General features: G+C 68.9%; 26 protein-coding genes. 9 read left to right on the top strand and 17 right to left on the bottom strand.

What is annotated here, in order from left to right; genetic code table 11:
* The first annotated feature begins 6 nt into the window (after window positions 1-6).
* The 5 genes from EOW66_RS12670 to EOW66_RS12650 all read left to right on the top strand — a co-directional run bounded on the left by EOW66_RS12670 (window position 7) and on the right by EOW66_RS12650 (window position 4943).
* Window positions 7-1572 carry an AMP-binding protein gene (locus EOW66_RS12670; protein WP_164881122.1) on the top strand — a complete coding sequence of 522 codons (1566 nt, stop codon included), beginning with the start codon at window positions 7-9 and terminating at the stop codon, window positions 1570-1572.
* Window positions 1569-2012, top strand: coding sequence for a hypothetical protein (locus EOW66_RS12665; RefSeq protein WP_128156701.1), 444 nt, complete (start codon window positions 1569-1571; stop codon window positions 2010-2012). The genes EOW66_RS12670 and EOW66_RS12665 overlap by 4 nt, the downstream gene beginning before the upstream one ends.
* On the top strand, window positions 2009-3142 hold the full coding sequence (locus EOW66_RS12660; RefSeq protein WP_128156700.1) for a thiolase family protein: 1134 nt from the start codon (window positions 2009-2011) through the stop codon (window positions 3140-3142). Before EOW66_RS12665 ends, EOW66_RS12660 begins: the two co-directional genes overlap by 4 nt.
* A gap of 34 nt (window positions 3143-3176) precedes the next feature.
* Entirely contained in the window at window positions 3177-3950 is a 774-nt protein-coding gene (locus EOW66_RS12655; protein ID WP_128156699.1) for an SDR family NAD(P)-dependent oxidoreductase, read from the top strand.
* 120 nt (window positions 3951-4070) lie between these two features.
* Window positions 4071-4943, top strand: coding sequence for a transporter (locus EOW66_RS12650; RefSeq protein WP_239017583.1), 873 nt, complete (start codon window positions 4071-4073; stop codon window positions 4941-4943).
* Between the two features lie 52 nt (window positions 4944-4995).
* On the opposite strand, the gene EOW66_RS12645 is transcribed toward EOW66_RS12650, so the two are convergent.
* From EOW66_RS12645 to paaN, 7 genes are all read right to left on the bottom strand, one after another.
* On the bottom strand, window positions 4996-6939 hold the full coding sequence (locus EOW66_RS12645) for a 3-hydroxyacyl-CoA dehydrogenase NAD-binding domain-containing protein (protein WP_128156698.1): 1944 nt from the start codon (window positions 6937-6939) through the stop codon (window positions 4996-4998).
* A 3-nt stretch (window positions 6940-6942) separates the two neighbouring features.
* Window positions 6943-7644 carry an ABC transporter ATP-binding protein gene (locus tag EOW66_RS12640; RefSeq protein WP_128156697.1) on the bottom strand — a complete coding sequence of 234 codons (702 nt, stop codon included), beginning with the start codon at window positions 7642-7644 and terminating at the stop codon, window positions 6943-6945.
* Complete coding sequence (locus EOW66_RS12635; protein WP_128156696.1) at window positions 7631-8416, bottom strand: ABC transporter ATP-binding protein; 786 nt, start codon at window positions 8414-8416, stop codon at window positions 7631-7633. Before EOW66_RS12635 ends, EOW66_RS12640 begins: the two co-directional genes overlap by 14 nt.
* Window positions 8413-9369 (bottom strand): branched-chain amino acid ABC transporter permease, encoded by a 957-nt coding sequence (locus tag EOW66_RS12630; protein WP_128156695.1) that lies wholly within the window; start codon window positions 9367-9369, stop codon window positions 8413-8415. The genes EOW66_RS12635 and EOW66_RS12630 overlap by 4 nt, the downstream gene beginning before the upstream one ends.
* Window positions 9370-9373: 4 nt before the next feature.
* On the bottom strand, window positions 9374-10246 hold the full coding sequence (locus tag EOW66_RS12625) for a branched-chain amino acid ABC transporter permease (RefSeq protein ID WP_121534477.1): 873 nt from the start codon (window positions 10244-10246) through the stop codon (window positions 9374-9376).
* Window positions 10247-10373: 127 nt separating this feature from the next.
* Entirely contained in the window at window positions 10374-11510 is a 1137-nt protein-coding gene (locus EOW66_RS12620; RefSeq protein WP_128156694.1) for an ABC transporter substrate-binding protein, read from the bottom strand.
* A 34-nt stretch (window positions 11511-11544) separates the two neighbouring features.
* On the bottom strand, window positions 11545-13194 hold the full coding sequence (gene paaN / locus EOW66_RS12615; RefSeq protein ID WP_128156693.1) for a phenylacetic acid degradation protein PaaN: 1650 nt from the start codon (window positions 13192-13194) through the stop codon (window positions 11545-11547).
* Window positions 13195-13313: 119 nt separating this feature from the next.
* Between paaN and paaG the strand changes: the two genes are divergently transcribed.
* From paaG to EOW66_RS12595, 4 genes are all read left to right on the top strand, one after another.
* The gene (gene paaG / locus EOW66_RS12610; RefSeq protein ID WP_128156692.1) at window positions 13314-14108 is read left to right on the top strand and encodes a 2-(1,2-epoxy-1,2-dihydrophenyl)acetyl-CoA isomerase PaaG; all 795 of its coding nucleotides are present in this window, start codon (window positions 13314-13316) and stop codon (window positions 14106-14108) included.
* 14 nt (window positions 14109-14122) lie between these two features.
* Complete coding sequence (gene paaI, locus EOW66_RS12605; RefSeq protein WP_206363710.1) at window positions 14123-14560, top strand: hydroxyphenylacetyl-CoA thioesterase PaaI; 438 nt, start codon at window positions 14123-14125, stop codon at window positions 14558-14560.
* 31 nt (window positions 14561-14591) lie between these two features.
* A complete protein-coding gene (gene paaK, locus EOW66_RS12600; RefSeq protein ID WP_128156690.1) occupies window positions 14592-15902 on the top strand; it encodes a phenylacetate--CoA ligase PaaK in 1311 nt (436 codons plus the stop codon).
* Window positions 15903-16058: 156 nt separating this feature from the next.
* Window positions 16059-16658 carry a TetR/AcrR family transcriptional regulator gene (locus EOW66_RS12595; RefSeq protein ID WP_128156689.1) on the top strand — a complete coding sequence of 200 codons (600 nt, stop codon included), beginning with the start codon at window positions 16059-16061 and terminating at the stop codon, window positions 16656-16658.
* Here the strand turns inward: EOW66_RS12595 and EOW66_RS12590 are convergent.
* From EOW66_RS12590 to EOW66_RS12545, 10 genes are all read right to left on the bottom strand, one after another.
* Window positions 16642-17286 carry a transferase hexapeptide repeat family protein gene (locus EOW66_RS12590; protein ID WP_128156688.1) on the bottom strand — a complete coding sequence of 215 codons (645 nt, stop codon included), beginning with the start codon at window positions 17284-17286 and terminating at the stop codon, window positions 16642-16644. The genes EOW66_RS12595 and EOW66_RS12590 overlap by 17 nt on opposite strands.
* Window positions 17286-19346 carry a phenylacetic acid degradation bifunctional protein PaaZ gene (gene paaZ / locus EOW66_RS12585; protein WP_128156687.1) on the bottom strand — a complete coding sequence of 687 codons (2061 nt, stop codon included), beginning with the start codon at window positions 19344-19346 and terminating at the stop codon, window positions 17286-17288. Before paaZ ends, EOW66_RS12590 begins: the two co-directional genes overlap by 1 nt.
* 61 nt (window positions 19347-19407) lie before the next feature.
* On the bottom strand, window positions 19408-20160 hold the full coding sequence (locus EOW66_RS12580; RefSeq protein WP_128156686.1) for a Phenylacetic acid catabolic protein: 753 nt from the start codon (window positions 20158-20160) through the stop codon (window positions 19408-19410).
* An 8-nt stretch (window positions 20161-20168) separates the two neighbouring features.
* Window positions 20169-21245: a 1,2-phenylacetyl-CoA epoxidase subunit PaaE gene (gene paaE, locus EOW66_RS12575; protein ID WP_128156685.1), complete on the bottom strand. Its 1077-nt coding sequence runs from the start codon at window positions 21243-21245 to the stop codon at window positions 20169-20171.
* Window positions 21246-21273: 28 nt separating this feature from the next.
* Entirely contained in the window at window positions 21274-21795 is a 522-nt protein-coding gene (gene paaD, locus EOW66_RS12570) for a 1,2-phenylacetyl-CoA epoxidase subunit PaaD (protein ID WP_128156684.1), read from the bottom strand.
* A gap of 4 nt (window positions 21796-21799) precedes the next feature.
* Window positions 21800-22567 (bottom strand): 1,2-phenylacetyl-CoA epoxidase subunit PaaC, encoded by a 768-nt coding sequence (gene paaC / locus EOW66_RS12565; protein ID WP_128156683.1) that lies wholly within the window; start codon window positions 22565-22567, stop codon window positions 21800-21802.
* A complete protein-coding gene (gene paaB / locus EOW66_RS12560) occupies window positions 22567-22851 on the bottom strand; it encodes a 1,2-phenylacetyl-CoA epoxidase subunit PaaB (RefSeq protein WP_128156682.1) in 285 nt (94 codons plus the stop codon). Before paaB ends, paaC begins: the two co-directional genes overlap by 1 nt.
* Before the next feature lie 59 nt (window positions 22852-22910).
* Window positions 22911-23909 (bottom strand): 1,2-phenylacetyl-CoA epoxidase subunit PaaA, encoded by a 999-nt coding sequence (gene paaA / locus EOW66_RS12555; protein WP_128156681.1) that lies wholly within the window; start codon window positions 23907-23909, stop codon window positions 22911-22913.
* Window positions 23910-23926: 17 nt separating this feature from the next.
* Window positions 23927-25129, bottom strand: a complete 1203-nt coding sequence (pcaF, locus tag EOW66_RS12550; protein ID WP_128156857.1) for a 3-oxoadipyl-CoA thiolase — start codon at window positions 25127-25129, stop codon at window positions 23927-23929.
* Window positions 25130-25301: 172 nt separating this feature from the next.
* Window positions 25302-26144, bottom strand: a complete 843-nt coding sequence (locus EOW66_RS12545; protein ID WP_128156680.1) for a PaaX family transcriptional regulator C-terminal domain-containing protein — start codon at window positions 26142-26144, stop codon at window positions 25302-25304.
* Window positions 26145-26201: the final 57 nt, after the last annotated feature.

Genomic DNA, 26201 nt, shown 5'->3' with positions numbered 1-26201 from the left:
CACGCGATGACCACCCCGACCACCATCCACGGCCTGCTGTCCCGGCAGGCCGCCCGATACGGGCAACGCCGGTTCCTGACCTTCGGTGAGACCGAGATCAGCTTTGCCGGGATGGAGGCCCTCTCCTGCCGTGCGGCGGCGGGCCTTGCCGGCCTCGGCGTCGGCAAGGGCGACACCGTCGCCCTGATGCTCGACAATTGCGTCGAATACCTGGCGCTGTGGTTCGGCCTGTCGCGTCTCGGCGCGGTGGAAGTGCCGCTGAACACCGCCCATCGCGGCGCGGTTCTGGCGCATATGCTGCGGCTGTCGAAGGCCCGGGTCGTCATCCTCGACCCCGGCTATCTGCCGGCGCTCGAGGCGGTGCGGGGGGAGATCCCCTGGCCGCTGACGGTGGTGACGCGCGGCGCGGCGCCTGCGGGATGCCTGCCGCTCGAGCGGCTGATGGCGAGCGAGACGCCCCCGCCCGAGGTGACGGTCTCGGCCCGCGATCCCTATGCGATCATGTTCACCTCGGGCACCACCGGCCTGTCGAAGGGCGCGCTGATGCCGCAAGGCTATGCGATCGCCGCCGCAAGCCAGGTCTGCGCCGCCACCGGCTATGGCGAGGACGACTGCCTCTACAACGCCCTGCCGCTGTTTCACGGCAATGCGCAGATCCTGTCGGCCCTGCCCGCGCTGATGGCCGGCGCGCGCACCGTGCTGGTGCCGAAATTCTCCGCCAGTCGTTTCTGGGAGGATCTGCGCAGCCACGGCTGCACCGCCTTCAACTACATCGGCACCATCCTCTCGGTGCTGATGAAGGCTCCCGAAAGCGCGGCGGACCGCGCCCACAGCCTGCGGGTGATGATGGGCGCCGGCGCCGGCAAGGGCCTGTTCGAGGCCTTCGAGGCGCGCTTTGGCGTCACCCTGATCGAGGGCTATGGCATGAGCGAGATCGGCGTGCCGATCATGGCCGATCCCGCCCGGCCCCGTCCCGGCTCCTGCGGCCGGCAGACCCCGCAGTATGAGCTGATGCTGATTGACGCGGCGGGCGAGCCGATCACCACCCCCGACACCCCCGGCCAGCTTCTGGTGCGGCCGAAGGCGCCGCATGGCATGATGATCGAATATGTCGGCATGCCGGAAAAGACGGTCGAGGCCTTCCGCGACCTGTGGTTCCACACCGGCGATCTGTTGCAGGTGGATGCCGAGGGCTTCTGGCATTTCCTCGACCGCGACAAGGATGCCCTGCGCCGGCGCGGCGAGAACATCTCGTCCTTCGAGGTCGAACGGATCCTGAACGCCGAGGCGAGCGTGCGCGAATGCGCGGTGATCCCGGTGCCTTCCGAACTGGGCGAAGACGAGGTGATGGCCTGCGTCGTCGCCGCCGAGGGCGCGCCGCGTGACCCGGCCGCGCTGCGCGCCGCCTGTGCGGGCAAGATGGCCGAGTTCATGCTGCCGCGCTTCATCCGCTATGTGCCGGATCTGCCCAAGACCGCCACCGCCCGGGTCGAGAAGCACCGGCTGAAGGCCGAGGGCGTCACCTCCGACACCTGGGATTACGAGGCGGGCGGAAAGGCGGCACGGGCATGACCGGCGTCCCCGCTCCCGAACTCCCGCCCGAGCTGGCCGCGCAATTCGCGCTCGCCGCGGATGGCACCGTGCTGCTGCGGGCCTCGCGGCCGGCGCAGGGCGACGCGGTGCTCTTTCCGCCCCGGCTCTATGCCGGCGACAGGCTCGACCCGACGACCGAAGTGCTGATCCCGGGCGACGGCCGGGTGAATTGCCTGACCCGGGTTCGGGTGCGCCCGCCCTATGGCCTGCCGCCGGGCTATGTCATCGGCTTCGTCGACCTCGAGGCTGCGCCGCTGCGCCTGTTCGGCCTGTTCGCGCCCGAGGATGCCGACAGCCTGGTCCCGGGCAGCCCGGTCCGGCTGCGCCTGATGCCGCTTGGCACCGACAATGACGCGACCCCCTGCCTGCGCCCGGTCTTCGTGCCCGCCGCAAAGCCCCTGACGGAGACCCGGCCATGACCCAGCCCTGGATTGCAGGCTGCGGCCTGACCGCCTTCGGCCGCCACGAGGACACCAGCCTCGAGGCCCTGGCCGCGCGCGCCGCGCGCGAGGCGCTGCTGCAGGCCGGGCTGCCCCCGCGCCGCATCGGCATGGCGGTCTTTGCCAATGCGCTCGCGGCACGGCTTTCGGGCAGCCTGACCATGGGGCAGGACGTGCTGGCCCATGTCGGCATCGCCGGCTGTGCGGTGATGAATGTGGAAAATGCCTGCACCTCGGGCTCGACCGCGGTGCATATCGCCGCGATGGCGATCCGCGCCGGCGAGGTGGACGCCGCGCTGGTGGTCGGGGCGGAGAAGATGTTCCACCCCGCGCTCGGGCTGATCGATTCCGGCAGGACGCTTGCCGACACGCTGCTCGGCCGGGTCACGCCGGCAGGCTTTGCGCTGCGCGCAAGCCGCCACATGGCACGCTTCGGCACCACCGCCGAACAGCTTGCAGCGGTGTCGGTGAAGAACCGGCGCGCGGCGGCGGCCAACCCGCTTGCGATGATGCGCACGCCGCTGACGCTGGCCGAGGTGCTGGCCGCGCCGCTCGTCGTCGACCCGCTGACCCGGCTGCAATGCTCGCCCGTCGCCGATGGCGCGGCGGCCCTCGTGCTGGTCAGCGAGCGGCTGGCGCGGCAGTGCGGCGCGCGGGCCCGGCTGCGCGCCACCGTGCTGACCAGCGGCTCCTATGACCCGATGGCGGAACTGTCGGAATGGGAGACCGACAGCCGCACCGCCCGCCTCGCCTGGGAGCGGGCGGGGGCGGGCGTCGAGGAGATCTCGGTCGTCGAATGCCATGACGCCTTCTCGATCGCGGAGATCCTGCATTACGAGGGGCTCGGCCTGTGCCCCGTCGGCGAGGGCGGGCGCTATGCCGAACGGCTGCTTGCGGGCGACAGCGCCTGCGTGCCGGTGAACCCCTCGGGCGGGCTCCTGTCGCGCGGCCATCCGGTCGCCGCGACCGGCATCGCCCAGATCATCGAAGTCACGCGCCATCTGCACCGGCAGGGCGCGCCGGGCCGCCTTGGCCTTGCCCATTGCATGGGCGGCGACAAGGAGGCCGACACCAAATCCTGCACCATCGCGATCGTCGAAAGCGCCTGAGTGCAGGGCAATTTCCAGGGAGGAGACCACGGAAATGACGGACAGAAGCAGACTTGACGGCAAGGTCGCGCTGATCACCGGCGCGGGCGGGGCGATCGGCGGCGCGGCGGCGCGGCTGATGGCGGCACGCGGCGCGCGGATCGTCGGGGTGGACCGCGACCCGGCGGCGCTCGACCGGCTGGCGGAGGCGATCCCCGGCTGCATCACCACCACCGCAGACGTCTCGCGCGAGGAAGACGTCGCCGCCTATGTGAAGACCGCGGTGGAGGCCGCGGGCCGGATCGACATCTTCTTCAACAATGCCGGGATCGAGGGGCAGTTCCACCCGATCGGCGCCTATCCGACCGAGGATTTCCGCCGTGTCATCGACATCAACCTGATCGGCGCCTTCCTTGGCTACAAGCATGTGGTGCCGGTGATGCTGGCGGGGGGCGGCGGCTCGATCATCGTCACCTCCTCGGTGGGCGGGCTGGTCGGCACGCCACTGATCCCAGCCTATACCGCAAGCAAGCATGCGGTGATCGGGCTGATGCGCACCGTCGCGGCCGAGGTCGGCGCGGCGGGGGTGCGCTCGAACTCGGTGCATCCGGGGCCGATCGAGTCGCGGATGATGGCCGATGTGGAAAAGGGCATGGGCGCGGCAATCCCCGGCGGCGCGGTGCGCGAGATCATGACCCAGATGGTGCCGATGCGCCGCTATGGCACCCCTGAGGAGGTGGCCGAACTGGTGGCCTTCCTCGGCTCCGATGCGGCGAGCTTCATCAACGGCGCCACGATGACGGTGGACGGCGGCTTCACCGCCGTCTGACCCGCCCCTCCCCCTCGCCACGACCACAGATCCGCCCACCGGACGGGCGGAGAACGGCACGGCCCTGCGCCATGCCGGGCGGGGGGGCATGTCCGGCCCAAAGACAGAGGAGGAGACAGAATGGAACGGACCCGCTTGCATCTCGTGGCCGCAATGACGGCAGTTGCGCTTTCCGCCGGGGCAGCCCAGGCGATCGACGTGGCCCCCGGCGACTACACCCTGCTGCCCGCAGGCACCCGCGTGCTGCTGCAGTATTTCCAGTATTCCACCACCGACAGCCTGCATTTCGACGGCGTCGGCAAGGTCCCCGGCTCCGGCATCGACGCCGTCACCGGCGTGTCGCGCATGCTCTATTACGGCGATGCGGACGGGCTGCGCTACGGGCTTCAGGCCTATCTGCCCTTCGGCAGCTTCACCGAGGCCACGATCGGCGGCAGCGCCGTGCCCGAGGCCAATGGCCTTGGCGACCTGACGGTCGGCGCGACGGTCTGGCTGGCCGCGCCCGAAACCCCGGCGCAGGGCACCACCTTTGCCCTCACCGCCTTCCTGACCGCCCCCACCGGGAATTACGACCCCGCCGGCGTCAGCATCGGCAGCGGCACCTGGACGCTGACACCCCAGGTCGCGCTGATCCAGGGCTTTGGCAACGGCTGGTTCTTCGACGGCATCGCCGATGTCACGCTCAGCCGCGACCATGACGAGAACGGCGCGAAGATCAGCCATGACCCGAGCTGGCATCTGCAGGCCTACCTGCGCTACCAGCCGACGCCGACGCGCTCGATCTCCTTCGGCTATTCCGGCAAATCGGGGGGCGAGACCTATGTGAACGGCGCCTATAGCGGCACCAGGACACGGGTGGACACGCTGCGGCTCTTCGCCAATCAGTTCGTCTCGCCGACGGTGCAGGTGCAGGGCATGATCTCGAAGGATTTCAATGCCAAGGGCGGGGCGGACAATCTGGTGACTCAGATCCGCCTGCTGAAGATGTTCTGAGACCCGCCCGCGCCCCGGAAGACCGCCCGTGGCGACACGGGCGGTCTTTTCGTCAGCCCCGGTCGCGGGTCTCGAACATCGGGCCACCGCGCCAGCGCGGATAGCCGTAGCCGTGGATCTCGACGAGGTCGATGTCGGCCGGCGCGCGGGCGATGCCCTCGTGCAGGATCGCGCGGCCCTCGGCGGCCATTTCTGCCACCAGATGCTGCGCGATCGCCTCGGGCGCCATCGGGGCGGCCGCGGCAAGCTGCGACGACAGCAGCCCCGCAACCGCCGGCGAGGGCTGCGGCCGGCGCTCGCCCGGCGCATAATCATACCAGCCGCCGCCGGTCTTCTGGCCCTTGCGCCCGGCCCGCACCAGCACGTCGCCCAGCGTCTCGGGCACCGCCTGCCCGGCCTGCCGCGCGCCCTCGCGTTGCAGGAAGGCGATGTCGAGCCCGCCCAGATCCTGCGCCTCGAACGGACCCATGGCAAAGCCGTGGGCGCGCATCGCCGCATCGACCGCCGCGATCGCCACGCCCCGGCGCACCAGCCCCTCGGCCGCGGCGCGATAGCGTTTCAGGATGCGGTTGCCGATGAAGCCCTCGCAGATCCCGGCCTCGACCGGGATCTTGCCCAGCAGCCGCGCCAGCGCAAAGCCGGTGGCCAGCACCGCGGGCGCGGTGTCCGGCACCGGCACGATCTCGAGCAGCTTCATCACATTGGCCGGGCTGAAGAAATGCAGCCCGAGGAAGCGGTGCGGGTTGGGCACGCCGGCGGCGATCAGCCGCGGATCGAGATAGGAGGTATTGGTCGCCAGCACCGCATCGGCGCGGCACACCCGGCCGAGCTCGGCAAAGACCGCGCGCTTGACGCCGATCTCCTCGAACACCGCCTCGATCACCAGATCGACCCCGGCAAGCGCGGCGTACTCGGTGGTGCCGGTCACCCCCGCCAGCCGCGCGGCGGCCTGTTCGGGGGTCAGCTTGCCGCGCTTGACCGCGCCGTCGAAGATCGCCTGCAGATTGGCGATGCCGCGCGCGACGGCCTCGGCGTCGCGCTCGATCAGCACGACGGGCAGGCCGGCATCGCGCAGCGCCGCGGCGATCCCCGCCCCCATCGTGCCGCCGCCGACGACCCCGGCACTGCGCAGCGGCAGCGGCTCGTGGCCGGCCAGATGCCGCGGCCGCGGCGCGGTGCGCTCGGCAAAGAACACATGGCGCAGCGCCGCGGCCTGTTCGCTGCCGCGCAGCTCGAGGAAGGTGGCGCGCTCGAAGTCCATGGCCTCGGCGAAGGGCGCCTCGACCGCCATGCGCAGGCATGACAGCGCGCGCAACGGCGCAACCGCCCCCTTCGCCGCTTTCGCGATCTCGGCCTCGCGGGCGGTCCAGAACCCCGCCTCGGGGGCCACGATGGCGCGCCGCGAGACCGGCGGCGGCAGCGGACGGGTCAGCGCCTGCTGCGCGAAGGCGCACGCGGCCCCGACCAGATCGCCCGTCACCACGGCATCGACGAGGCCGAGCGCCTGCGCCCGCGCGGCCTTCACCGGCCTGCCGGTGGTGACCAGCTCCACCGCCGCCGCGACGCCCGCCAGCCGCGGGCTGCGTACGGTGCCGCCTGCCCCCGGCACGATGCCGAGCGTCACCTCGGGCAGACCGACCGAGGCGCTGTCGAGCGCGACGCGGAAGCGGCAGCCCATGGCGATCTCGAAGCCGCCGCCGAGCGCCGAGCCGTGGATCGCGGCGATCCACGGTTTCGCCGCGCCCTCGATCCGCGCCACCAGATCGGGCAGATGCGGCGCCACCGGCGGGGTGCCGAATTCGGCGACATCGGCGCCGGCGATGAAGGTGCGCCCGGCGCAGAGCAGCACCACAGCCTGCACCTCGGGATCGGCGTCACAGGTGGCGACGGCCTCCCACAGCCCCTGCCGCAGCGCCTGTGACAGCGCGTTGACCGGTGGATTGTCGACGGTGACGGTGGCGATCGCGCCCGAACGGGCAATGTTCACAAGACTCATGGTTCAGATTCCCAGATAGGCTTCACGGATGCGCGGATCGGCGATCAGCTCTTCGGCGGCCCCCGACAGGGTGATATGGCCGGTTTCCATCACATAGCCGCGGTCGGCGATCTTCAGCGCGCCGAAGGCGTTCTGCTCGACCAGAAGCGTGGTGACGCCGAGGTCGCGGATCCCCTTCACCACCTCGAAGATCTGCGCGACGATGATCGGCGCGAGCCCCATCGAGGGCTCGTCGAGCAGCAGGCAGGACGGCCGCCCCATCAGCGCCCGCGCCATCGCCAGCATCTGCTGCTGCCCCCCCGACAGGCCGCCCGCCGCCAGATTGCGCTTTTCCTTCAGCACCGGGAACATCCGGAAGGCATCGTCCATGTCCTTCTCGACCCGGTCGTCGGCGAACAGGAAGGCACCAAGGCGCAGGTTCTCCTCCACCGTCAGGTTGGTGAAGATCTGCCGCCCCTCGGGTGATTGCGCGAGGCCCCGCGCCAGTCGCCGATAGGCCGGCACCGGCACCAGCGCCTCGCCGCGGAAGGTGATGGTGCCCGAGCTCACCGGCTGCACCCCCGACAGGCAGCGCAGCAGCGTGGTCTTGCCCGCGCCATTCGCACCGACGACGGTGACGATCTCGCCCGATTGCACCTCGAGGTCGATGCCGTGCAGCACCTCGATGCGGCCGTAGCGCGAGCGCAGTCCCTCAACCGTGAGCATGATCCTGCCCCTCCTCAACGCCCAGATAGGCGGCGATCACCGCCGGGTTGCGGCTGACCGTGGCCGGGTCGCCCTCGGCGATCTTCTCGCCATGGTCGAGCACCACGATGTGGTTCGAGATCCGCATCACCATCTTCATGTCGTGTTCGACCAGCAGGATGGCGACGCCCGAGGCCGCCACCTCGGCGATCAGGTGGTCGATCTCCTCGGTTTCGACGGCGTTGCAGCCGGCGGCGGGCTCGTCGAGCAGCAGCACCTTCGGCTTCAGCGCCAGCGCGCGGGCGATCTCCAGCCGCTTGAGGCTGCCATAGGAGAGATTGCCCGCCGCCCGTTCGGCGGCGCGTTCAAGCCCGACCCGAGCGAGCAGGGCGCGCGCGCCCGCCTCGGCCCGGCGGGCGCGGGCACGCGCGCCGGGCAGGCCCAAGAGATCGGCCAGCACCGGGCCGCGCTCCTGCAGGTGATAGCCGGTGACCGCGTTCTCGAGCGCCGTCATCGACGGGAAGATCTGCAGGTTCTGGAAGGTGCGGCTCATGCCGCGACGCGCCAGAAGATGTGGCTCCATCCCGGTGACGTCCTCGCCCTCCAGCACGACACGGCCGGCGCCCGGGCGATAGACGCCCGAGATCATGTTGAACAGCGTCGTCTTGCCCGCGCCATTGGGCCCGATGACCGACACGATCTCGCCCGGGCGGACCCGGAAGCTGACATCGTGCACCGCCCTCACCCCGCCGAACGTGATGCCGAGCCCCTCGATCGAAAGCAGGTCGCTCATTCGTCTTTCCCCCGGAATTTCCCGAGGACCGAGGGCAGCAGCCCCTCGCGCAGGAAGATCATCACCAGCACCATGACCAGGCCCAGAACCATCTGCTCGTATTCGGCAAAGACCGTCAGCACCTGCGGCAGCAGCGTCAGGATGCCGGCGCCGAAGATCGCGCCCAGCACCGAGCCGACGCCGCCCAGAACCGCCATCGTCACCATCTCGATCGAGTGCATGAAGCCCGCGACATCGGGGGTGACGAACTTGTTCTGCAGCGCCAGCAGCGAGCCCGAGACCGAGGCATAGACCGCCGAGATCACGAAGGCCTGCAGCTTCAGCCGCGCCACGTCGATGCCGACGGTGCGCGCCGCCACCTCGGAGCCGTGCAGCGCGCGCAGGGCGCGGCCGGTGGGGCTGGCGTAAAGGTTCAGCGCGAGCCAGGCCCCGACCAGCAGGACGAGGCCGCAGAAGAAATACCAGAACTCGCCGTTGCTCAGCGTCAGCCCCCAGCCCTTCAGCACGGCGCGCAGGCCGAGCTCGGGCACCTCCATGCCGTCGGGGCCGCCGGTCAGCTGGCGCTCGTTGTTCAGCACCATCGCGACGAGGATGCCGAGACCCAGCGTCGCGACGCCGAGGTAATAGCCCTTCAGCCGCAGGATCGGTCGCCCGACGAGGAAGGCCAGGAGCGCGGAGAGCGCGGCGCCAAGAACCACGGCCAGCGCCGGATGCAGACCCCAGTGCACCGGGGCGAGCGCACAGGCATAGGCGCCGATCCCGGCGAAGCCGGCGTGGCCGAGGCTGATCTGCCCGGCATAGCCGGTCAGGATCACCATGCCCGTCACCGCGATGCCGTTGACGAAGAGCAGCGCGCCGACGCGGTAGTAATAGCCCGAGGGAAAGAAGAACGGTGTCAGCGCGATCAGCGCCGCCAGCACCAGCAGGGTCGCGGTTTTCGGGGTCATCTTCATCGCGTCACACCCGATCCGTCGACGTGCGGCCGAACAGGCCCTGCGGCAGGAAGAACAGCACCGCGAGGATGACCACGAAGGCCGCCGCATCCTTGTATTGCGAGGACAGGTAGCCCGCCGTCAGCGCCTCGATCATGCCGATCGCGAAACCGCCGACGAGCGCGCCCTTGGGATTGCCCATGCCGCCCAGCATCGCCCCCGCAAAGCCCTTGAGCGCGAAGCCGATGCCGACGCCATAGGAGGTCAGGGTGATCGGGGTGGCCAGCACCCCCGCCAGCGCGCCGATCGCGGCCGAAAGCGCAAAGGACAGCGTCATCACGAAAGTGGTGTTGATCCCCACCAGCTGCGCCGCGAGCCGGTTGTTCGAGGTCGCGAGAACCGCGCGCCCGAGCAGGGTGCGGGTGAAGAACAGCCACAGTCCGACGAAGACGGCGATCGCCCCGCCGGTGACCCAGAGGCTTTGCGGCAGGATCGTCGCCCCGCCGACGCGGATCGGCGCATCGCCGGAAAAGGCCGGGAAGCTGTGGATCTGCTTGTCGAAGACCAGCTGCGCCGCGCCCTCGATGAAGATCGAGGCGCCGATGGTGATGATGATCAGCGACACCACCGGGGCGCCGCGCGCGGGCTCGATCATCAGCTTGTTCATCGCCACGCCCAGACAGGCCGTCGCGGCGATCGCGATCAGGGCGGCCAGCGGCAGCGGCAGCCCCGCGGCATGGGCGAACCAGGTGATCATGCCGCCGAGCATGACGAATTCGCCCTGGGCGAAGTTCACCACGTCCGAGGCGTTGTAGATGATCGTGAAACCGAGGGCGACCAGCGCATAGACCGCGCCGATGGTGACCCCCGAAAAGAGGAATTGCAGAAGTTCCGACATGGGCTCCCCCGGCGTCAGGCGGGCATTAAGGACATCGCCTCCGCCCGTTCGGGCGGGGCTGTGATCGCCCCGGCCCCGTCCGCGCACTGCGCGGGGGCCAGGGTCGGGCGCGGCTGGACGGGGCGGATTACTCCACCAGCGCCCACTTGCCGCCGCGGATCTCCAGCATCCGGAATGCCGACAGGTCGAGGCCGAGGTGGTCGGTGCTCGAGAAGGTGTAGACCCCCGTCGTGCCCGCCAGCCCCGAGGTCGCCTCGATCGCGTCGCGGATCGCGGCGGGCTCGCTCGAACCCGCACGGGCGATGGCGTCGGTCAGGATCAGGAAGGCATCGTGGGCATAGCCGCCGAAGGTGCCGACCGGCGTGCCGGTCTTCGCCTCGAAGGCGGCCTTGTAGGCGGTGACGACCGGTTTCTGCACGTCGTCCTCGGCCAGCAGATCGGCAACCAGCAGCGCGGTGCCGGGCAGGCGCACGCCCTCGGCCGCCTCGGCCCCGGCGAGCTGGATGAAGCCATCCGAGGCCACCCCATGCGACTGGTAGAACGGCAGACCGATATCGAGCTGCTTGTAGTTGCGCGTCACGATCGAGGGCCCCTGACCGAAGCCCGGGTTCAGCACCGCCTGCACGCCGGGCGCGTTCCTGATCTTGGTCAGCTGCGCCGTCATGTCGGCGTCCTTCGGATCATAGGTCTCGTCGGCGACGATCTCGACGCCGTAATCGCCCGCCACCGACTTGCACTGGGCCTGCATCGAGGCGCCAAAGCCGTCGGTGCCCGAGATCATGCCGATCTTCGTATAGCCCTGGGTCTTCATGTCCTCGAAGATCTTCTGACAGGCCATGCGGTCGGTATGCGGGGTCTTGAAGGTGTAGGGCTTCACCGGATCGATGATGTCGATCGCACCGGCCAGAGAGATGAAGGGGATCTCGGCATCCTCGGCGATGGCGAGGATCGACATCGAGGTGCCGGTGGAGGTGCCGCCGATGATCGCGACCACCTCGTCGTCCTCGACGAGGCGGGTGGCGAAGGTGCGGGCCTTGTTCGGGTCGCCGCCGTCGTCATACATCACGAGCTTGACGTCTTCGCCGTTGATGCCGCCCGCCGCGTTCAGCGCCTCGACCAGCATTTCGAGCGTTTTCGCCTCGGGATCGCCGAGAAAGGCGGCGGGGCCGGTCGCCGAAATGCTGGCGCCGAGCCGGATCTCGGCCAGCGCGGCCGAGCTCAGCCCCATGGTCAGAAGGGCGGTGGTTGCGAGTATGGTCTTCATCTGGTCTCCTCCCTGAGAACTGGATGACGATGGGTCAGGTCGCGATCTGCCGTCGCCACATCACGCGGTGGAAGCGCGGGGCAACGAAGGCGGTGTCGGTCAGGCAGGCATTGCCCGCCGGATTGGCGCCGGTGACGTGAAAGTCACTGAAGGCGGCCGACTGGTTGACGAAGATGTTGCCGGTCAGGTTGATCGAGAGATTGACCCCTGCCGCGGCGAATGCCCCGATGGCGCGGCCGATGCGGGCCTCGTCGGTGTCATAGAGCGCGGCGGTGATCGCGCCCTTGTCGCGGGCAAGCGCCGCGGCGCGGGAAATGCCCTCCTCGGCATCGCCACAGGCCACGACGAAGGCGACCGGGCCGAAGCACTCCTCTTCGGCGGCGGCCTCCCCTGCCGCCACCGCGAGCACCAGCGGCGAGGCGCTCCGCCCCGCGCCGAGCGCGGCGCTGTCACGGATCACCCGCCCCGAGGCCCGGGCCGCCTGCAGCCGGTCCAGCGTCGCGGGATTGGCAAGCGCGCCCGCCACCCCCGCCGCGCGGGCCGGATCGGCAAGCAGCCGGTCGATGGCCTCAGCCAGCCCCTGCGCCACGGCGTCGAAGCTCTTGTGACCCTGATCGGTCTCGATCCCGCTGCCGGGCACGAAGATCGTCTGCGGCGCGCTGCACATCTGGCCGGAATAGAGCGCCAGCGAGAAGGCGAGGTTGTCGCACATGCCGGCGAAATCGGGGCTTGCGGCGATGGTCACGGTGTTCACCCCGGTTTCCTCGGTGAAGAGCCGGGCCTGGGTCGCCGTGCGGCGCAGCCAGTCCCCGAAGGCCGACGAGCCGGTGAAGTCGATCAGCCGCACCGCCGGATCGGTGGCCAGCCCCTGCGTCACCGGCGCCTCGGCCGTATCGGCGGCGAGCAACACGGCATCGGCAGGCAGGCCCGCCTCGGCAAAGACCTCGCGCAGCACCCGCACGGTCAGCGCGAGCGGCAGGATCGCCGCCGGATGCGGCTTGACGATCACCGGATTACCGGTCGCCAGACTGGCGAAAAGCCCCGGATAGGTGTTCCAGGTCGGGAAGGTGTTGCAGCCGATCACCAGCGACAGCCCGGCCGGCACCAGCGTCCAGTGCTTTTCCAGCACCAGCGGCGCGGCCTTGCCCTGCGGCTTTTCCCACCGCGCCGAGGCGGCAAAGCGGGTGATCTCGTCCCAGGCCATCGCCACCGCCTCGAGACCGCGATCCTGCGCATGCGGGCCGCCCGCCTGAAAGGCCATGGCAAAGGCCTGACCGGTGGTGTGCATCGTCGCCGTGCCGATCAGGAAGCTGATCCGGTTCAGCCGCTGCAGCGCCTCGATCAGCGCTCCGACCCGCGCCTCGGGGCCGGCCGCCGCGAAAGCCGGCGCCGCGGCCTGCGCCGCCGCGATCAGCGCGGCGGGATCGGCGGCGGGATAGGTGATGCCGAGCGCCGGCCCGAAGGGCGAGACCTCGGCCCCGACCTGCGCGGTCCCGGGATGCCCCGGCAGCACGAAGGGCTGGTCCAGAAGCGCCGCAAAGCCCGCCTCGCCATCGGCGCGCGCGGTCTCACCATAGATCTTGCCGCTCGGCGTCTCGGGGAACGGCGACCAGAAGCCACGCGACTTGAGCGCCTGCACGGCATCGTTCAGCAAGGCGCTGTGGCGCGCAAACAGATCGGTCATGATTCTCCTCCCGCCGGGGGGTCGATCCCGGATCAAGTTTACAATTGACCGACCGGTCGGTTTATGCAACGAGTTTTCACGAGGGCCCGGGATTTTTTCGGGTGAGGGAGGAAACAGACATGACCAGCACGCCAACCGTGCTGTCGGCCCTGGCCGATGGCGTCCTGACGCTGACACTCAACAGGCCGGACAAGCTGAACGCCTTCAACGAGGAGATGCACCTTGCGCTGCGCGCGGGCGTCGAGCGCGCGCGCGATGACAGCGCGGTGCGGGCGGTGCTGCTGACCGGTGCCGGGCGCGGCTTCTGCGCCGGGCAGGATCTGGGCGACCGCGATCCGCGCAAGGGCGGCCCGGCCCCGGATCTGGGACGGACGCTCGAGACCTTCTACAACCCCAATCTGCGGCTGCTGCGGGCGCTGGAAAAGCCGGTGGTCTGCGCGGTGAACGGGGTGGCGGCGGGGGCCGGCGCCAATATCGCCTTCGCCTGCGACATCGTTCTTGCGGCGAAATCGGCGCGTTTCATCCAGGCCTTCGCGAAGATCGGCCTGATCCCCGATGCCGGCGGCACCTTCAGCCTGACCCGGATCCTCGGTGAGCCCCGCGCCAAGGCGCTGGCCCTGACCGCCGAGCCGCTGGGCGCCGAAACGGCCGCCGACTGGGGGCTGATCTGGAAGGCGGTCGAGGACGACGCACTGATCGACGCGGCACAGACCCTCGCCCGCAGCCTTGCCGCCGGGCCGACGCTGGGCCTTGGGCTGACCAAGCGCCTGATCCAGGCCGCCGCCACCAACAGCCTCGACGCGCAGCTCGACATGGAGCGCGATTGTCAGCAGATCGCCGGCCGCAGCGCCGATTATGCCGAAGGCGTCACCGCCTTCCTGGAAAAGCGCAAACCGGAGTTCAGGGGCCAATGAAGACCGTCGCGGAAATGACCCCGCAAGAGCTTGCCGAGGCCGCGGCCGCGGCGATGTGGACCGACGATTCGGCGAGCCAGCGGCTGAACATGACGCTCGAGCAGGTCGCGCCGGGCGCCGCCCGGCTGTCGATGACCGTCACCGAGGCGATGTCGAACGGTCACGGCAACTGCCATGGCGGCTATATCTTCACCCTCGCCGACAGCACCTTCGCCTTCGCCTGCAACAGCTACAACCAGCGCGCCGTGGCGCAGCATTGCAGCGTGACCTATCTGATCCCCGTCCATATCGGCGACCGGCTGACCGCGACCGCGCGCGAAGTCTCGCGCCAGGGGCGCTCGGGGGTCTACGACGTCCGCATCACCAACCAGGATGGCGCGCAGGTGGCCGAGTTCCGTGGCCATTCCCGCACCGTCAAGGGCACCCATCTGCCGGTCGATCCGTCGATCTGACCCGGCCCCGTCATTTCCAAGGGAGGAAGCCATGGAAGACCTGACCCCGAATCGCAAGGAGCTGGACCCGATCGAGATCGCCTCGCGCGACGAGATCGAGGCGCTGCAGTTCCACCGCATGAAGCGCTCGCTGCGCCATGCCTTCGAGAACTCGCCCTTCTACCGCAAGCGGTTCATCGAGCATGACGTGCACCCGGACGAGCTGAAGTCGCTGTCCGACATCGCGAAATTCCCCTTCACGGTGAAGCAGGACCTGCGCGACACCTACCCCTTCGGCATGTTCGCCGTGCCGCAGTCGAAACTGGTGCGCATCCACGGCTCCTCGGGCACCACCGGCAAGCCGACCGTGGTCGGCTATACCGCCGCCGACATCGACCACTGGGCCAATCTGATCGCGCGCTCGATCCGCGCGGCAGGCGGGCGACCGGGCGACATGCTGCACAATGCCTATGGCTATGGCCTGTTCACCGGCGGCATCGGCGCCCATTACGGGGCCGAACGGCTGGGCTGCACCGTGGTGCCGATCTCGGGCGGGATGACCGAGCGCCAGGTGACGCTGATCAACGACTTCAAGCCCTCGATCATCATGGTCACACCGAGCTACATGCTGTCGATCCTCGACGAGTTCCGCCGTCAGGGCCTCGACCCGCGCGCCTCCTCGCTGAAGGTCGGCATCTTCGGCGCCGAACCCTGGACCGATTCCATGCGCGCCGAGATCGAGCAGGCCTTCGACATGCACGCCGTCGACATCTACGGCCTGTCCGAGGTGATGGGCCCCGGCGTCGCGCAGGAATGCGTGGAAACCAAGGACGGGCTGCATGTCTGGGAAGACCACTTCTACCCCGAGATCATCGACCCGGTGACCGGCGAGGTCCTGCCCGACGGCCAGATGGGCGAGCTGGTCTTCACCACGCTGACCAAGGAAGGCCTGCCGATGGTGCGCTACCGCACCCGCGACCTGACGCGCCTGCTGCCCGGCACCGCACGCTCGATGCGCCGGATCGAGAAGATCACCGGCCGCTCGGACGACATGATCATCCTGCGCGGCGTCAATGTCTTCCCGACCCAGATCGAGGAACAGATCCTGAAATGCCGGGGCCTTGCACCGCATTTCCAGATCGAGCTGAGCCGTTCGGGCCGGATGGACAACATGACCGTGCACGTCGAATGCGCCATCGACAGGACCGACGAGGCCGCCCGCGCCGCCTCGGCCAAGGAACTGTCGCATCACATCAAGTCGGTCGTCGGCGTCAGCACCCGGATCGAGGTGCGCGATCCGAACTCGGTGGCCCGCTCCGACGGCAAGGCCAAGCGCGTCGTCGACAACCGCCCGAGGGCCTGACCGGCGGGGGAGCGGGCGCCCCGCCCCTCCCCGGCCAAAGAGTGACTGATCGGTCAATGAACCCGTGACAGGGCTTTCTGCCGGGTCTAAAGCGAAACCGGGGGGCTTCCCCCGGTGTTTCAGGGGCAAGCCCCTGCCATGAGGAAAGTGACTGCCATGGCCCGGACCCGCGCCCAGGATTTCGAGGAAAAACAGCGCAGCATCCTGGACAGTGCCGCGCAGGTCTTTGCCGAGCAGGGAATGGAAAAGGCCTCGATGGCGCAGGTCGCGGCGCATGCGCATGTGTCGAAGGCGCTGCTCTACCACTATTACCCGAGCAAGGATGCGCTGATCTTCGCGATCATCGTCACCCATCTCGAAGAGCTCGACAGTGCCGTCGAGAAGGCCGACAATCCCGACCTCGCCCCGAACGCGCGCCTGCGCGAACTGGTGGGCGCGGTGCTCGAGACCTATCGCGGCGCGGACAATCAGCACAAGGTGCAGCTGAACGCCTCCTCGGCCCTCTCCGAGGAGCAGAAGGCCGAGATCCTGGCGATCGAACGCCAGATCGTGCGCCGCTTCGCGCTGGTGCTCGACATGATCAATCCGGGCCTCAACGACAAGGACCGCCCGCTGCTGACGCCGGTCACCATGTCGCTCTTCGGCATGATGAACTGGATGTACATGTGGTTCCGCGACGGCGGCCGGATCTCGCGCGAGGATTATGCCGATATCGCGACGACCCTGATCCTCGAAGGGGTCAAGGCCGTCCGCTGACCTCCGCGGCCGCGGCCTCGCCGAACCCCGCACGCGCCAGAACCAGCGGGTCATAGGCCGGCGCCACGGCGCGGCGGCGGTCGGGCTCGGCATGCGCAAGCGGCTCGGCGGGCGCGATCTTCTGCGCCGCCTCGATCGCGAGGCGCTGATAGACCCCGGTGCCGCGCCGCTTCCAGACGATCTCCTCGGGCGTCAGCTCCCGCACCACCTTGGCCGGCGAACCGACCATCAGCACGTTCGCCGGCACCTGCGCACCGGCCTTCACGAAGGCCATGGCGGCGATGATGGTGTTCTCGCCCACCACCGCCTCGTCCATCACCACGGCATTCATCCCCACCATCGCGTTGCGGCCGATGTGGCAGCCATGCAGCACCGCGCCATGGCCGATATGGCCCTCGGTCTCGATCACCACATCCTTGCCGGGGAAGGAATGCACCACGCAGGTTTCCTGCACGTTGCAGCCCGGCTGCAGCACGATCCGGCCGAAATCGCCGCGCAGCACCGCGCAGGGGCCGACATAGGCCCCCGCCCCCACCAGAACATCGCCGATCACCACCGCCTCGGGATGCACGAAGGCGCCCGGATCGATGACCGGCACGATCCCGTCATAGCTGTAGACCCGCGCCATCACGCCATCGCCTCCGGCGGCCAGTGCTTGGCCACCATGGTCAGCACGTCATATTGCGCGACGACCGCGCCGTCCTGATTGCTGACCTGACAGTCCCAGCGGACCTCGCCATGCTCGGCATTGGCACGCGGGTTGATCTCCTTGCAGGTCAGCCGCACCTGCAGCGTATCGCCGAAATAGACCGGCGTCAGGAAGCGCAGGTTGTCCACCCCGTAATTGGCCAGAACCGGGCCCGGGTTCGGCTCGACGAAGAGCCCCGCGGCAAAGCTCGCGATCAGATAGCCATGCGCCACCCGGTCCTCGAAGAACGGGTTCGCCTTCGCCGCCGCGGCGTCCATGTGGGCATAGAAGGTGTCGCCGGTGAAGCGGGCGAAATGCTCGACATCCTCGAGCGTGACCGTGCGTGAGGCAGTGACGAGCTGGTCACCGATCCGCAGCTCAGCCAGCGACTTGCGGAACGGGTGCACATCGTGCAGCGCCGGCGCCCCCTCGATCCAGCGCCCGGTGACCGCCGACAGCAGACGCGGGCAGCCCTGCACCGCGGTGCGCTGCATGTAGTGCTTGACGCCGCGGATGCCGCCCATCTCCTCGCCGCCGCCGGCGCGCCCGGGCCCGCCATGCACCAGCGGCGCAAGCGGCGAACCATGCCCGGTCGAGGTCTTGGCCGAGGCGCGGTTGCCGATCAGCACCCGGCCATGGAAGGGCGCAGCGCCCAGAACGATTTCCTCGGCCACCGCCGGATCATCGGTGAAGACCGAGGTGACGAGCGAGCCCTTGCCCATCCGGCTCAGCTCCACCGCCTCCTCGGGCGTGTCATAGGGCATGACCGTCGACACCGGCCCGAAGGCCTCGATGTCATGCACCGCGGTCGCGGCGAAGGGCCGGTCGCAATACATCAGCACCGGGTTGAGGAAGGCACCGCGCTCGGCATCGCCAGAACTCACGCGGACCTCGTCGGGACTGCCGGCGACGATCTCGGCATCGGCCTGCAGCTCGCGGATACGGGCCCGCACCTCGGCGCGCTGCTCGAGGCTGGCAAGCGCCCCCATGCGGGTGGTGGCATCGCCCGGCAGGCCGAGCGCGGTCTTGCCCAGCCGCTCGCCCAGCGCCTCGACCAGCGCCTGCACATGCGCGCGCGGCGCGATGACCCGACGGATGGCGGTGCATTTCTGCCCCGCCTTCGCCGTCATCTCGCGCGTGACTTCCTTGACGAACAGATCGAATTCCGGCGTGCCCGGCCCGGCATCCGGCCCCAGGATCGAGGCGTTGAGGCTGTCGGCCTCCATGGTGAAGCGCACCGAATTGGCGATGACCGCCGGATGCGCCTTCAGCCGGCGCCCGGTCGAGGCCGACCCGGTGAAGGTGACCGCATCCTGCCCGGTCACATGGTCGAGCAGATCGCCTACCGACCCCGAGATCAGCTGCAGCGCGCCTTCGGGCAGGAGGCCGGTGTCGATGATGCGGCGCACGCACAGCTCGGTCAGATAGGCGGTCTGGCTGGCCGGCTTCACCACGCAGGGCATCCCCGCAAGCAGGGTCGGCGCGATCTTCTCCAGCATCCCCCAGATCGGGAAGTTGAAGGCGTTGATATGCACCGCCACCCCCTGCAGCGGCGACAGGATGTGCTGGGCGACGAAGCTGCCATCCTTCGACAGCCCCTCGACCGCGCCATCGGTCAGCACGCGGGTGTTCGGCAACTCGCGACGGCCCTTCGAGGCGAAGGTCAGCATCGTGCCGATGCCGCCCTCGATGTCGATCCAGCCATCGGGCCGGGTGGCGCCGGTGTGCAGGCTCTCGGCATAGAATTCTTCCTTGCGCTCCATCAGCGCAAGGCCCAGCGCCTTGAGCATCCCGGCGCGGTCATGGAAGGACATCGCCCGCAGCCGGGGGCCGGCGACGCGGCGGCCGTGTTCCAGCACGGCGGCAAAGTCGATCCCCGAGGAATCGATGCGCGCCACCGGATCGCCGGTCGCGGCATCGCGCAACAGCTGCCCCTCTCCGGTGCCGGGGGTCCAGCTTCCGCAAACATAGCTTTCAAGACGGCGCGGCGCGACGGTCATGGCTTTTCCTTCATTTCCTGGGGCGCGGGGCCTGTCGCCCCCGCGGATGTCTGTTCCGGCCTTAGAGGCCCGACGTGGCCAGATGGTCGGCCACCAGCGTCGTCCAGCGCGCCAGCAGCGCCTCGTTCGGGGCGTGGCGCAGGCCGAATTTGCGCAGCATCGGATAGCGTTCCGATCCCGCCACGCCGAAGGTCGCGGCGACACGCGGCTGCCAATAGGCCAACGCGGTCTGCACCTGCGCCCTGCCCTCGTCACTCGCCACGAGGCGCTCCAGCCCCTCGAGGCCGAGTTCGGCGTGGCGCTGCTCGCGCGGGGCGATGGCGCGGAAGACCTCGGCGAGCGGGCCATAGGAGACCCGGGTCAGCTCGGTCATCTGCACGCCGGTGGCGAGGCCCTGCAGCACATTCATCACCACCGCATCGGCCCAGCCGGCGATCGGGTAGTGAAACACCGAAAGCCGCATGTCGCCCGCCTGCCGGCTGGTGCCCAGATCGGCATCGCGCGCGCCCCGCGCCGCCCAGTCATGCTGGCGCTGATAGCGCCCGGCGTCGGTGCCGAAATCCGCCATCACCGTCAGCACGCGCTCGGCGTGATCGGCCTTTTCAAGGGTGATCCGGCTGGCGGCGATGCGCTCGCGGATGCCGGGGGCGAAATTGATCGCCCCCGCGAAGCCGGCCGAGGCGGCAAGCTCGCTGTCCACGAAGGACGACATCAGCCGCATCAGCTCGCCGCGATAGCGGGCGGGCACGTTGCCGGGGGCGGTCAGCACGCCGCCCTGGGCGAGATAGTCGTCGAGATTCATCGTGTCGGACATCTCAGGCCTCATTCGTCATAGGTGACGACGACGCGGTCGCTCAGCGGCAGCGCCTGACAGGACAGGACATAGCCGGCGCGAACCTCGTAATCTTCGAGCGCATGGTTGACGACCATCTCGACCTCGCCTTCCAGCACCTTGCAGCGGCAGGTCGAGCAGACCCCGGCCTTGCACGAATAGGGCGCATCCATCTTCGCTTCGAGCGCTGCCTCGAGGATCGACTGCCCCGCGCGCGCCATCTCGAAGCTGCGGGTGGCGCCATCCAGCGTCACCGTCGCCTCGGTGCCGCGGCCGGCAGCCATCGCGACCGCCGATACCGCCCGGGCCTTGGCCCGGCCGTGCTGGCCGCTGGCGAAAAGTTCGAACTTGATCTGGCTGTCGGCGAGGCCGTGCTCGCGCAGCGCGGCGGCGATCGCCAGCATCATCGGTTCGGGACCGCAGATGAAGGCGGTATCCACCGCACTCGCATCGAGCCAGTGCGCGAACAGCGCCTGCATCTTCGCGGCGTCGATGCGGCCGGTGAACAGGTCGATCTCCTGCCCTTCCTGTTCCAGCACGTGGATGACCGACAGCCGGCCGAGGTAGAGGTTCTTCAGATCCTCCAGCTCCTCGCGGAACATGATCGTGCTGATCTGGCGATTGGCATAGACGAGGGTGAACTTCGCCTTCGGCTCACGCGCCAGCACGGTCTTGATGATCGACAGCAGCGGCGTGATGCCCGAGCCGCCGGCAAAGCCCAGATATTGCTTGTCGGCCTCGGGCTCGATCGGGGTGAAGAACTTGCCCATCGGCGGCATCGCGTCGATCTCGTCGCCGGGGGCGAGGTTCTCGTTCGCCCAGGTCGAGAAGGCGCCGCCATCGACGCGCTTGATGCCGACCTTCAGCACCCCCTCGCCCACGCCCGCGCAGATCGAGTAGCTGCGGCGCAGTTCCTCGCCGTCGAAGTCGCGGCGCAGCGTCAGATATTGTCCCTGGGTGAAATCGAACAGGGCGCGGTCCTCGTCCTTGGGGGCGAGGGTGACGACCACGGCGTCGCGGGTTTCGCGGCGCACATCGGTCACGGTCAGCGGATGGAAGCGTGCCATGCGGGTTCGTTCCTGTGCAGCGGCATCCTCAGATGCACTTGAAATAGTCGAAGGGTTCCAGACAGTCGGTGCAGCGCCAGCTGGCCTTGCAGGGGGTCGAGCCGAACTGGCTGATCTTTTCGGTCCGGGTCGAGCCGCAGCGCGGGCAGGCGATCACCAGGTTCGAGGTGCCCGCCAGCCGCGAGATGCGCCCGGCCAGCCGTCCGTCGGCGGCGGTGCCGTCGACGGGCGGGGCGATGCCATAGGCGCGCAGCTTCTCGCGCGCCGCGGCGGTGATCCAGTCGCTGGTCCAGGGCGGCGACAGCTGCCGCTCCAGCCGCAGCCGGCCGATCCCATGGCCGCGCAGCGCCGTCTCGATGTCGAGGTTGATGATGCTGGTCGCGGGGCAGCCCGAATAGGTCGGGGTCACCGTGACGACCAGCGTGTCATCCTCCCAGACCAGATCGCGGATGATGCCGAGATCGGTCAGCGAGAGCACCGGGATCTCCGGGTCCGGCACCTGCGCAAGCCATTCCCACACCTCGGAAATGTCGGGCTGAACTGCGGTCATGGCGTTACCAGACGGCGCCCGGATAGGCCCGTTGCAGGAATTGCATCTCGGCGAGGACGAAGCCCAGATGCTCGGTATGCACGCCCCGCTTGCCGCCCTTGTGGGGGAAGGCCTCGCCCGGATGGGCCAGCGTCGCCTCGGCCAGCACCTCGGACACCGTGCGCTCCCAGGCGGGGCGCAGGCTCGAGGGCAAGGGCGCGATGCCCGCCTGTGCCATCGCCGCATCGACCGCATCGTCGAGGAACATCTCGCCGGTGTAGGGCCACTGCGATTTCAGCGCCTTTTCCATGCGCGCATGGCTTTCCGCAGTGCCATCGCCAAGCCGCACCACCAGATCGGCCGAGCGCTCCAGATGATAGGCCACTTCCTTTTCCGCCTTGGCCGCGATCTCGGCCACGCGCGGCTCGGAGGAGGACTTCAGCGCCCGCAACAGCTCGATGTGGAAGGCGTCGAACAGGAACTGCCGCATCAGGGTCTGGCCGAAATCGCCGTTCGGGCGCTCGACCAGCAGCAGGTTGCGGAACTCGACCGCATCGCGCAGATAGGCAAGCTGATCGGCGGTGCGGCCCCTGCCCTCGACTTCGGCGGCAAGGCCCAGCCACAGCTGGCACTGGCCGATCAGGTCCAGCGCCTGGTTGGCCAGCGCGATGTCCTCTTCCAGCACCGGGGCATGGCCGCACCATTCCGAGACGCGGTGCCCGAGGATCAGCGCATTGTCGCCAACCCGTTGCAGCCATTCGACAAAGGCTGCCTGATCGACTGCACCGGCCATCACATGTGCCCCACTTCTTCGGGAATGTCGAAGAAGGTCGGGTGGCGATAGACCTTGGCATTCGACGGCTCGAACAGCGGCCCCTTCTCGGACGGGCTCGAGGCGGTGATCGCATTCGACGGCACCACCCAGATCGACACGCCTTCATTGCGGCGGGTGTAGACGTCGCGCGCGTTGCGGATCGCCATCTCGGCATCCGGCGCGTGCAGCGACCCGACATGGCGGTGGTTCAGGCCGTGCTGGCCGCGGATGAAGACTTCCCACAGGGGCCATTGGCTGGACATGTCTTGCTTCCTCCCGAAGCTGGATAGGGAAAGAGGCGGGCGTCACCGCCCGCAATCGGTTACTCGGCGGCCACGCGGGCGGCGCGGCGGCGGGCATCGGCCTTTTCGGCATGGGCCATCAGCCCGTCGCGGAACCAGGCGCCGTCCTCCCAGGCCTTGACCCGGGCGCCAAGCCGCTCCTCGTTGCACGGACCGTTGCCGGCGATCACCGCGAAGAACTCGGACCAGTCGGGCTCGCTGAAATCCCAGCCGCCCTTTTCCTCGTTCCATTTCAGGGTCTCGTCGGGGACGCTCAGGCCGAGATATTTCGCCTGCGGCACCGTCTGATCGACGAATTTCTGCCGCAGCTCGTCATTGGTGTTGATCTTGATCTTCCACGCCATCGACTGCGCCGAATGGACGCTGTCCTTGTCGGAGGGGCCGAACATCATCAGCGCCGGATACCAGAAGCGGTTGAGCGCATCCTGCGCCATCGCCTTCTGCTCGGGCGTGCCCGCGGCCATCTTCATCATGATGTCGTAGCCCTGCCGCTGATGAAAGCTCTCCTCCTTGCAGATGCGGATCATCGCGCGGCTGTAGGGGCCATAGCTGGTGCGTTGCAGCGGCACCTGGTTCATGATCGCCGCGCCGTCGACCAGCCAGCCGACCGCGCCGATATCGGCCCAGTTCAGCGTCGGATAGTTGAAGATCGACGAATATTTCATGTTGCCGCTGTGCAGCTTCTCCAGCAGCTCGTCGCGGCTCACGCCGAGCGTCTCGGCGGCGCTGTAGAGATAGAGGCCATGGCCTGCCTCGTCCTGCACCTTGGCGAGCAGGATCGCCTTGCGCTCGAGCGTGGGGGCACGGGTGATCCAGTTGCCCTCGGGCAGCTGGCCGACGATCTCGCTGTGGGCGTGCTGGCCGATCTGGCGGATCAGGGTCTTGCGATAGCCTTCGGGCATCCATTCCTTCGGCTCGATCTTCTCGCCGCGGTCGATGCGCTCCTGAAAGGCGATCTCTTCCGGGGTCATTTCCTCGCGGGGCTTGGCCCCTTCGGATTTCACAAGCTGTGCATACATGGCTGGCTTCTCCTCCCTCAGACGCGTTCGATGATGATGGCGATGCCCTGCCCGACGCCGATGCACATGGTGCACAGCGCATAGCGCCCGCCCGTGCGGTGCAGCTGATACATCGCCGTGGTGACCAGACGGGCCCCCGACATGCCGAGCGGATGGCCCAGCGCGATCGCCCCGCCATTGGGGTTCACCTGCGGCGCATCGTCGGGCAGGCCGAGATCGCGCAGCGTGGCAAGCGCCTGGCTGGCGAAGGCCTCGTTCAGCTCGATCACGTCCATCTGCCCGATGCTCAGCCCGGCGCGGGCCAGAACCTTCTTCGCGGCAGGCGCCGGACCGATCCCCATGATCCGGGGTTCGACCCCGGCGGCGGCCATCGCCACGATCCGGGCCTTCGGCGTCAGGCCCTGGGCGTGCGCCGCCTGTTCCGACAGGATCGCCAGCGCCGCCGCCCCGTCATTGACGCCCGAGGCATTGCCGGCGGTCACCGACAGATCCGGGCCGTTCACGCCGCGCAGCTTCGCCAGCATCTCGGCCGTGGTGCCCGGGCGCGGATGCTCGTCGGTGTCGACGACGATCGGCGCGCCCTTCTTCTGCGGGATCGTCACCGGCACGATTTCCCCGGCAAAGATCCCGGCCGCCTGCGCCGCGGCCCAGCGGGCCTGGCTGCGGGCCGCGAAAGCGTCCTGATCTTCGCGCGAGATATCGAAATCGGCGGCAACGTTGTCGGCGGTCTGCGGCATGCTGTCGACGCCGAACCGCGCCTGCATCTTCGGGTTCACGAAGCGCCAGCCGATGGTGGTGTCATAGACCGCATTGGCGCGCGAGAAGGCACTTTCGGCCTTGGGCATCACGAAGGGGGCGCGGGTCATGCTCTCGACCCCGCCGGCGATGACGAAGTCGCAGTCGCCCGCCCTGATCGCGCGGGCGGCCATGCCGACCGCATCCATCCCCGAGCCGCACAGCCGGTTCACCGTGGTGCCCGGCACACCGACCGGCATGCCCGCCAGCAGCACCGCCATGCGACCGACGTTGCGGTTGTCCTCGCCCGCCTGATTGGCGCAGCCATAGATCAGGTCGTCGACCGCCGACCAGTCCACCTGCGGATTGCGCGCCATCAGCGCAGCCAGCGGCAGCGCCGCAAGATCATCGGCGCGAACCTGCGCCAACGCCCCGCCATAACGACCGATCGGCGTGCGCACAGCATCGCAGATGAAGGCGTCCAACATGCCTCGCTCCTTCGCATTTCCCGGAAAGGCCGACGATTCTCCCAAATTCGCCGACCGAACGGTCAATCAATACCATTGAAACAATACATGTCAAAGCAATTTTGCTTACATTGTGTAATGTTTTGAGCCAGGCCGTCCCGCCGCGGCGATCGGCAGCCGCGCAAGGGGGTTATTTCAGGCTGTCGAGCCGGGCCGCGCTTGCCGGCGTCGCCGCGGGCAGGACGCCGTCCTGATCTTCGAGGACCGCGGCAATCTCCACCTCGGCGGCCGGCGTCAGATCCAGATAGAGCTGCCGGAACAGCGCCTGTGCCGCCGCCCCGCTCCAGCCTTGCGGCAGCGCTGCCTCGGGCAGCAGCGGGTCGCGCAGCAGTGCGCCGCGATAGAGGTGCACCAGCAGCAGCCGCGCGGTCAGCGCCTCGGCCGGCGCAAGCCGCCCGCCGGCGCGCAGATCTGCGGCCAGAGGCCCGAACCGGGCGACCATCGCATCATAGCGCGCGGCAAGCCCGGTCAGATCCCAGAACCGGGCAAGACCCGGACACTGCGCCGGATCATCGCCCGCGCAGCGCAGGACCAGCGCCGCACCCGGCGGCCTCTCGCCCCAATCGGGACAGATCCACAGATCGCCCCCCATGCGCGCCAGATGGAACCGGCGCAGGGTCTCCTCGGGGAAGTCCTCGGCCGCCAGAACCAGCCAGCCCGCGGGCCGCAACCGGGGGGCGTAGAGCAGCCGCGCCGCCTCGGAAAACTCGGCGCGCGCCGCGGGGGCAAGGCGATAGAAGCTGCGCCGCCCGGCCCGCTCCCCCTCCAGCCGCCCGGCCGCGACAAGACGCGAGGTCGCGGTGCGCACGAGGTTCTCGCTGATGCCGATCCGGGCGCAGATGCCGATCAGGCTGCCCATCCACAGAACTTCGCCGCGCGGCACCACCACGTCACCATAGACCGTGACGATGAACGAGGCCGCCGTCACCGTCAGCCCTGCGGTCAGTTCTGCAACAGCTTCGCCCTGCGTCATGGCCCCCCCGGCGCGGATGATCGAGACCGTTTCGCATAGGCGGCGCTGCCCGCCAAG

Origin of the sequence: Paenirhodobacter huangdaonensis (genome assembly GCF_004022465.1) — a bacterium.
Classification (GTDB): Bacteria; Pseudomonadota; Alphaproteobacteria; order Rhodobacterales; family Rhodobacteraceae; genus Rhodobacter; species Rhodobacter huangdaonensis.
This window is presented reverse-complemented; position numbering and strand designations above follow the sequence as displayed.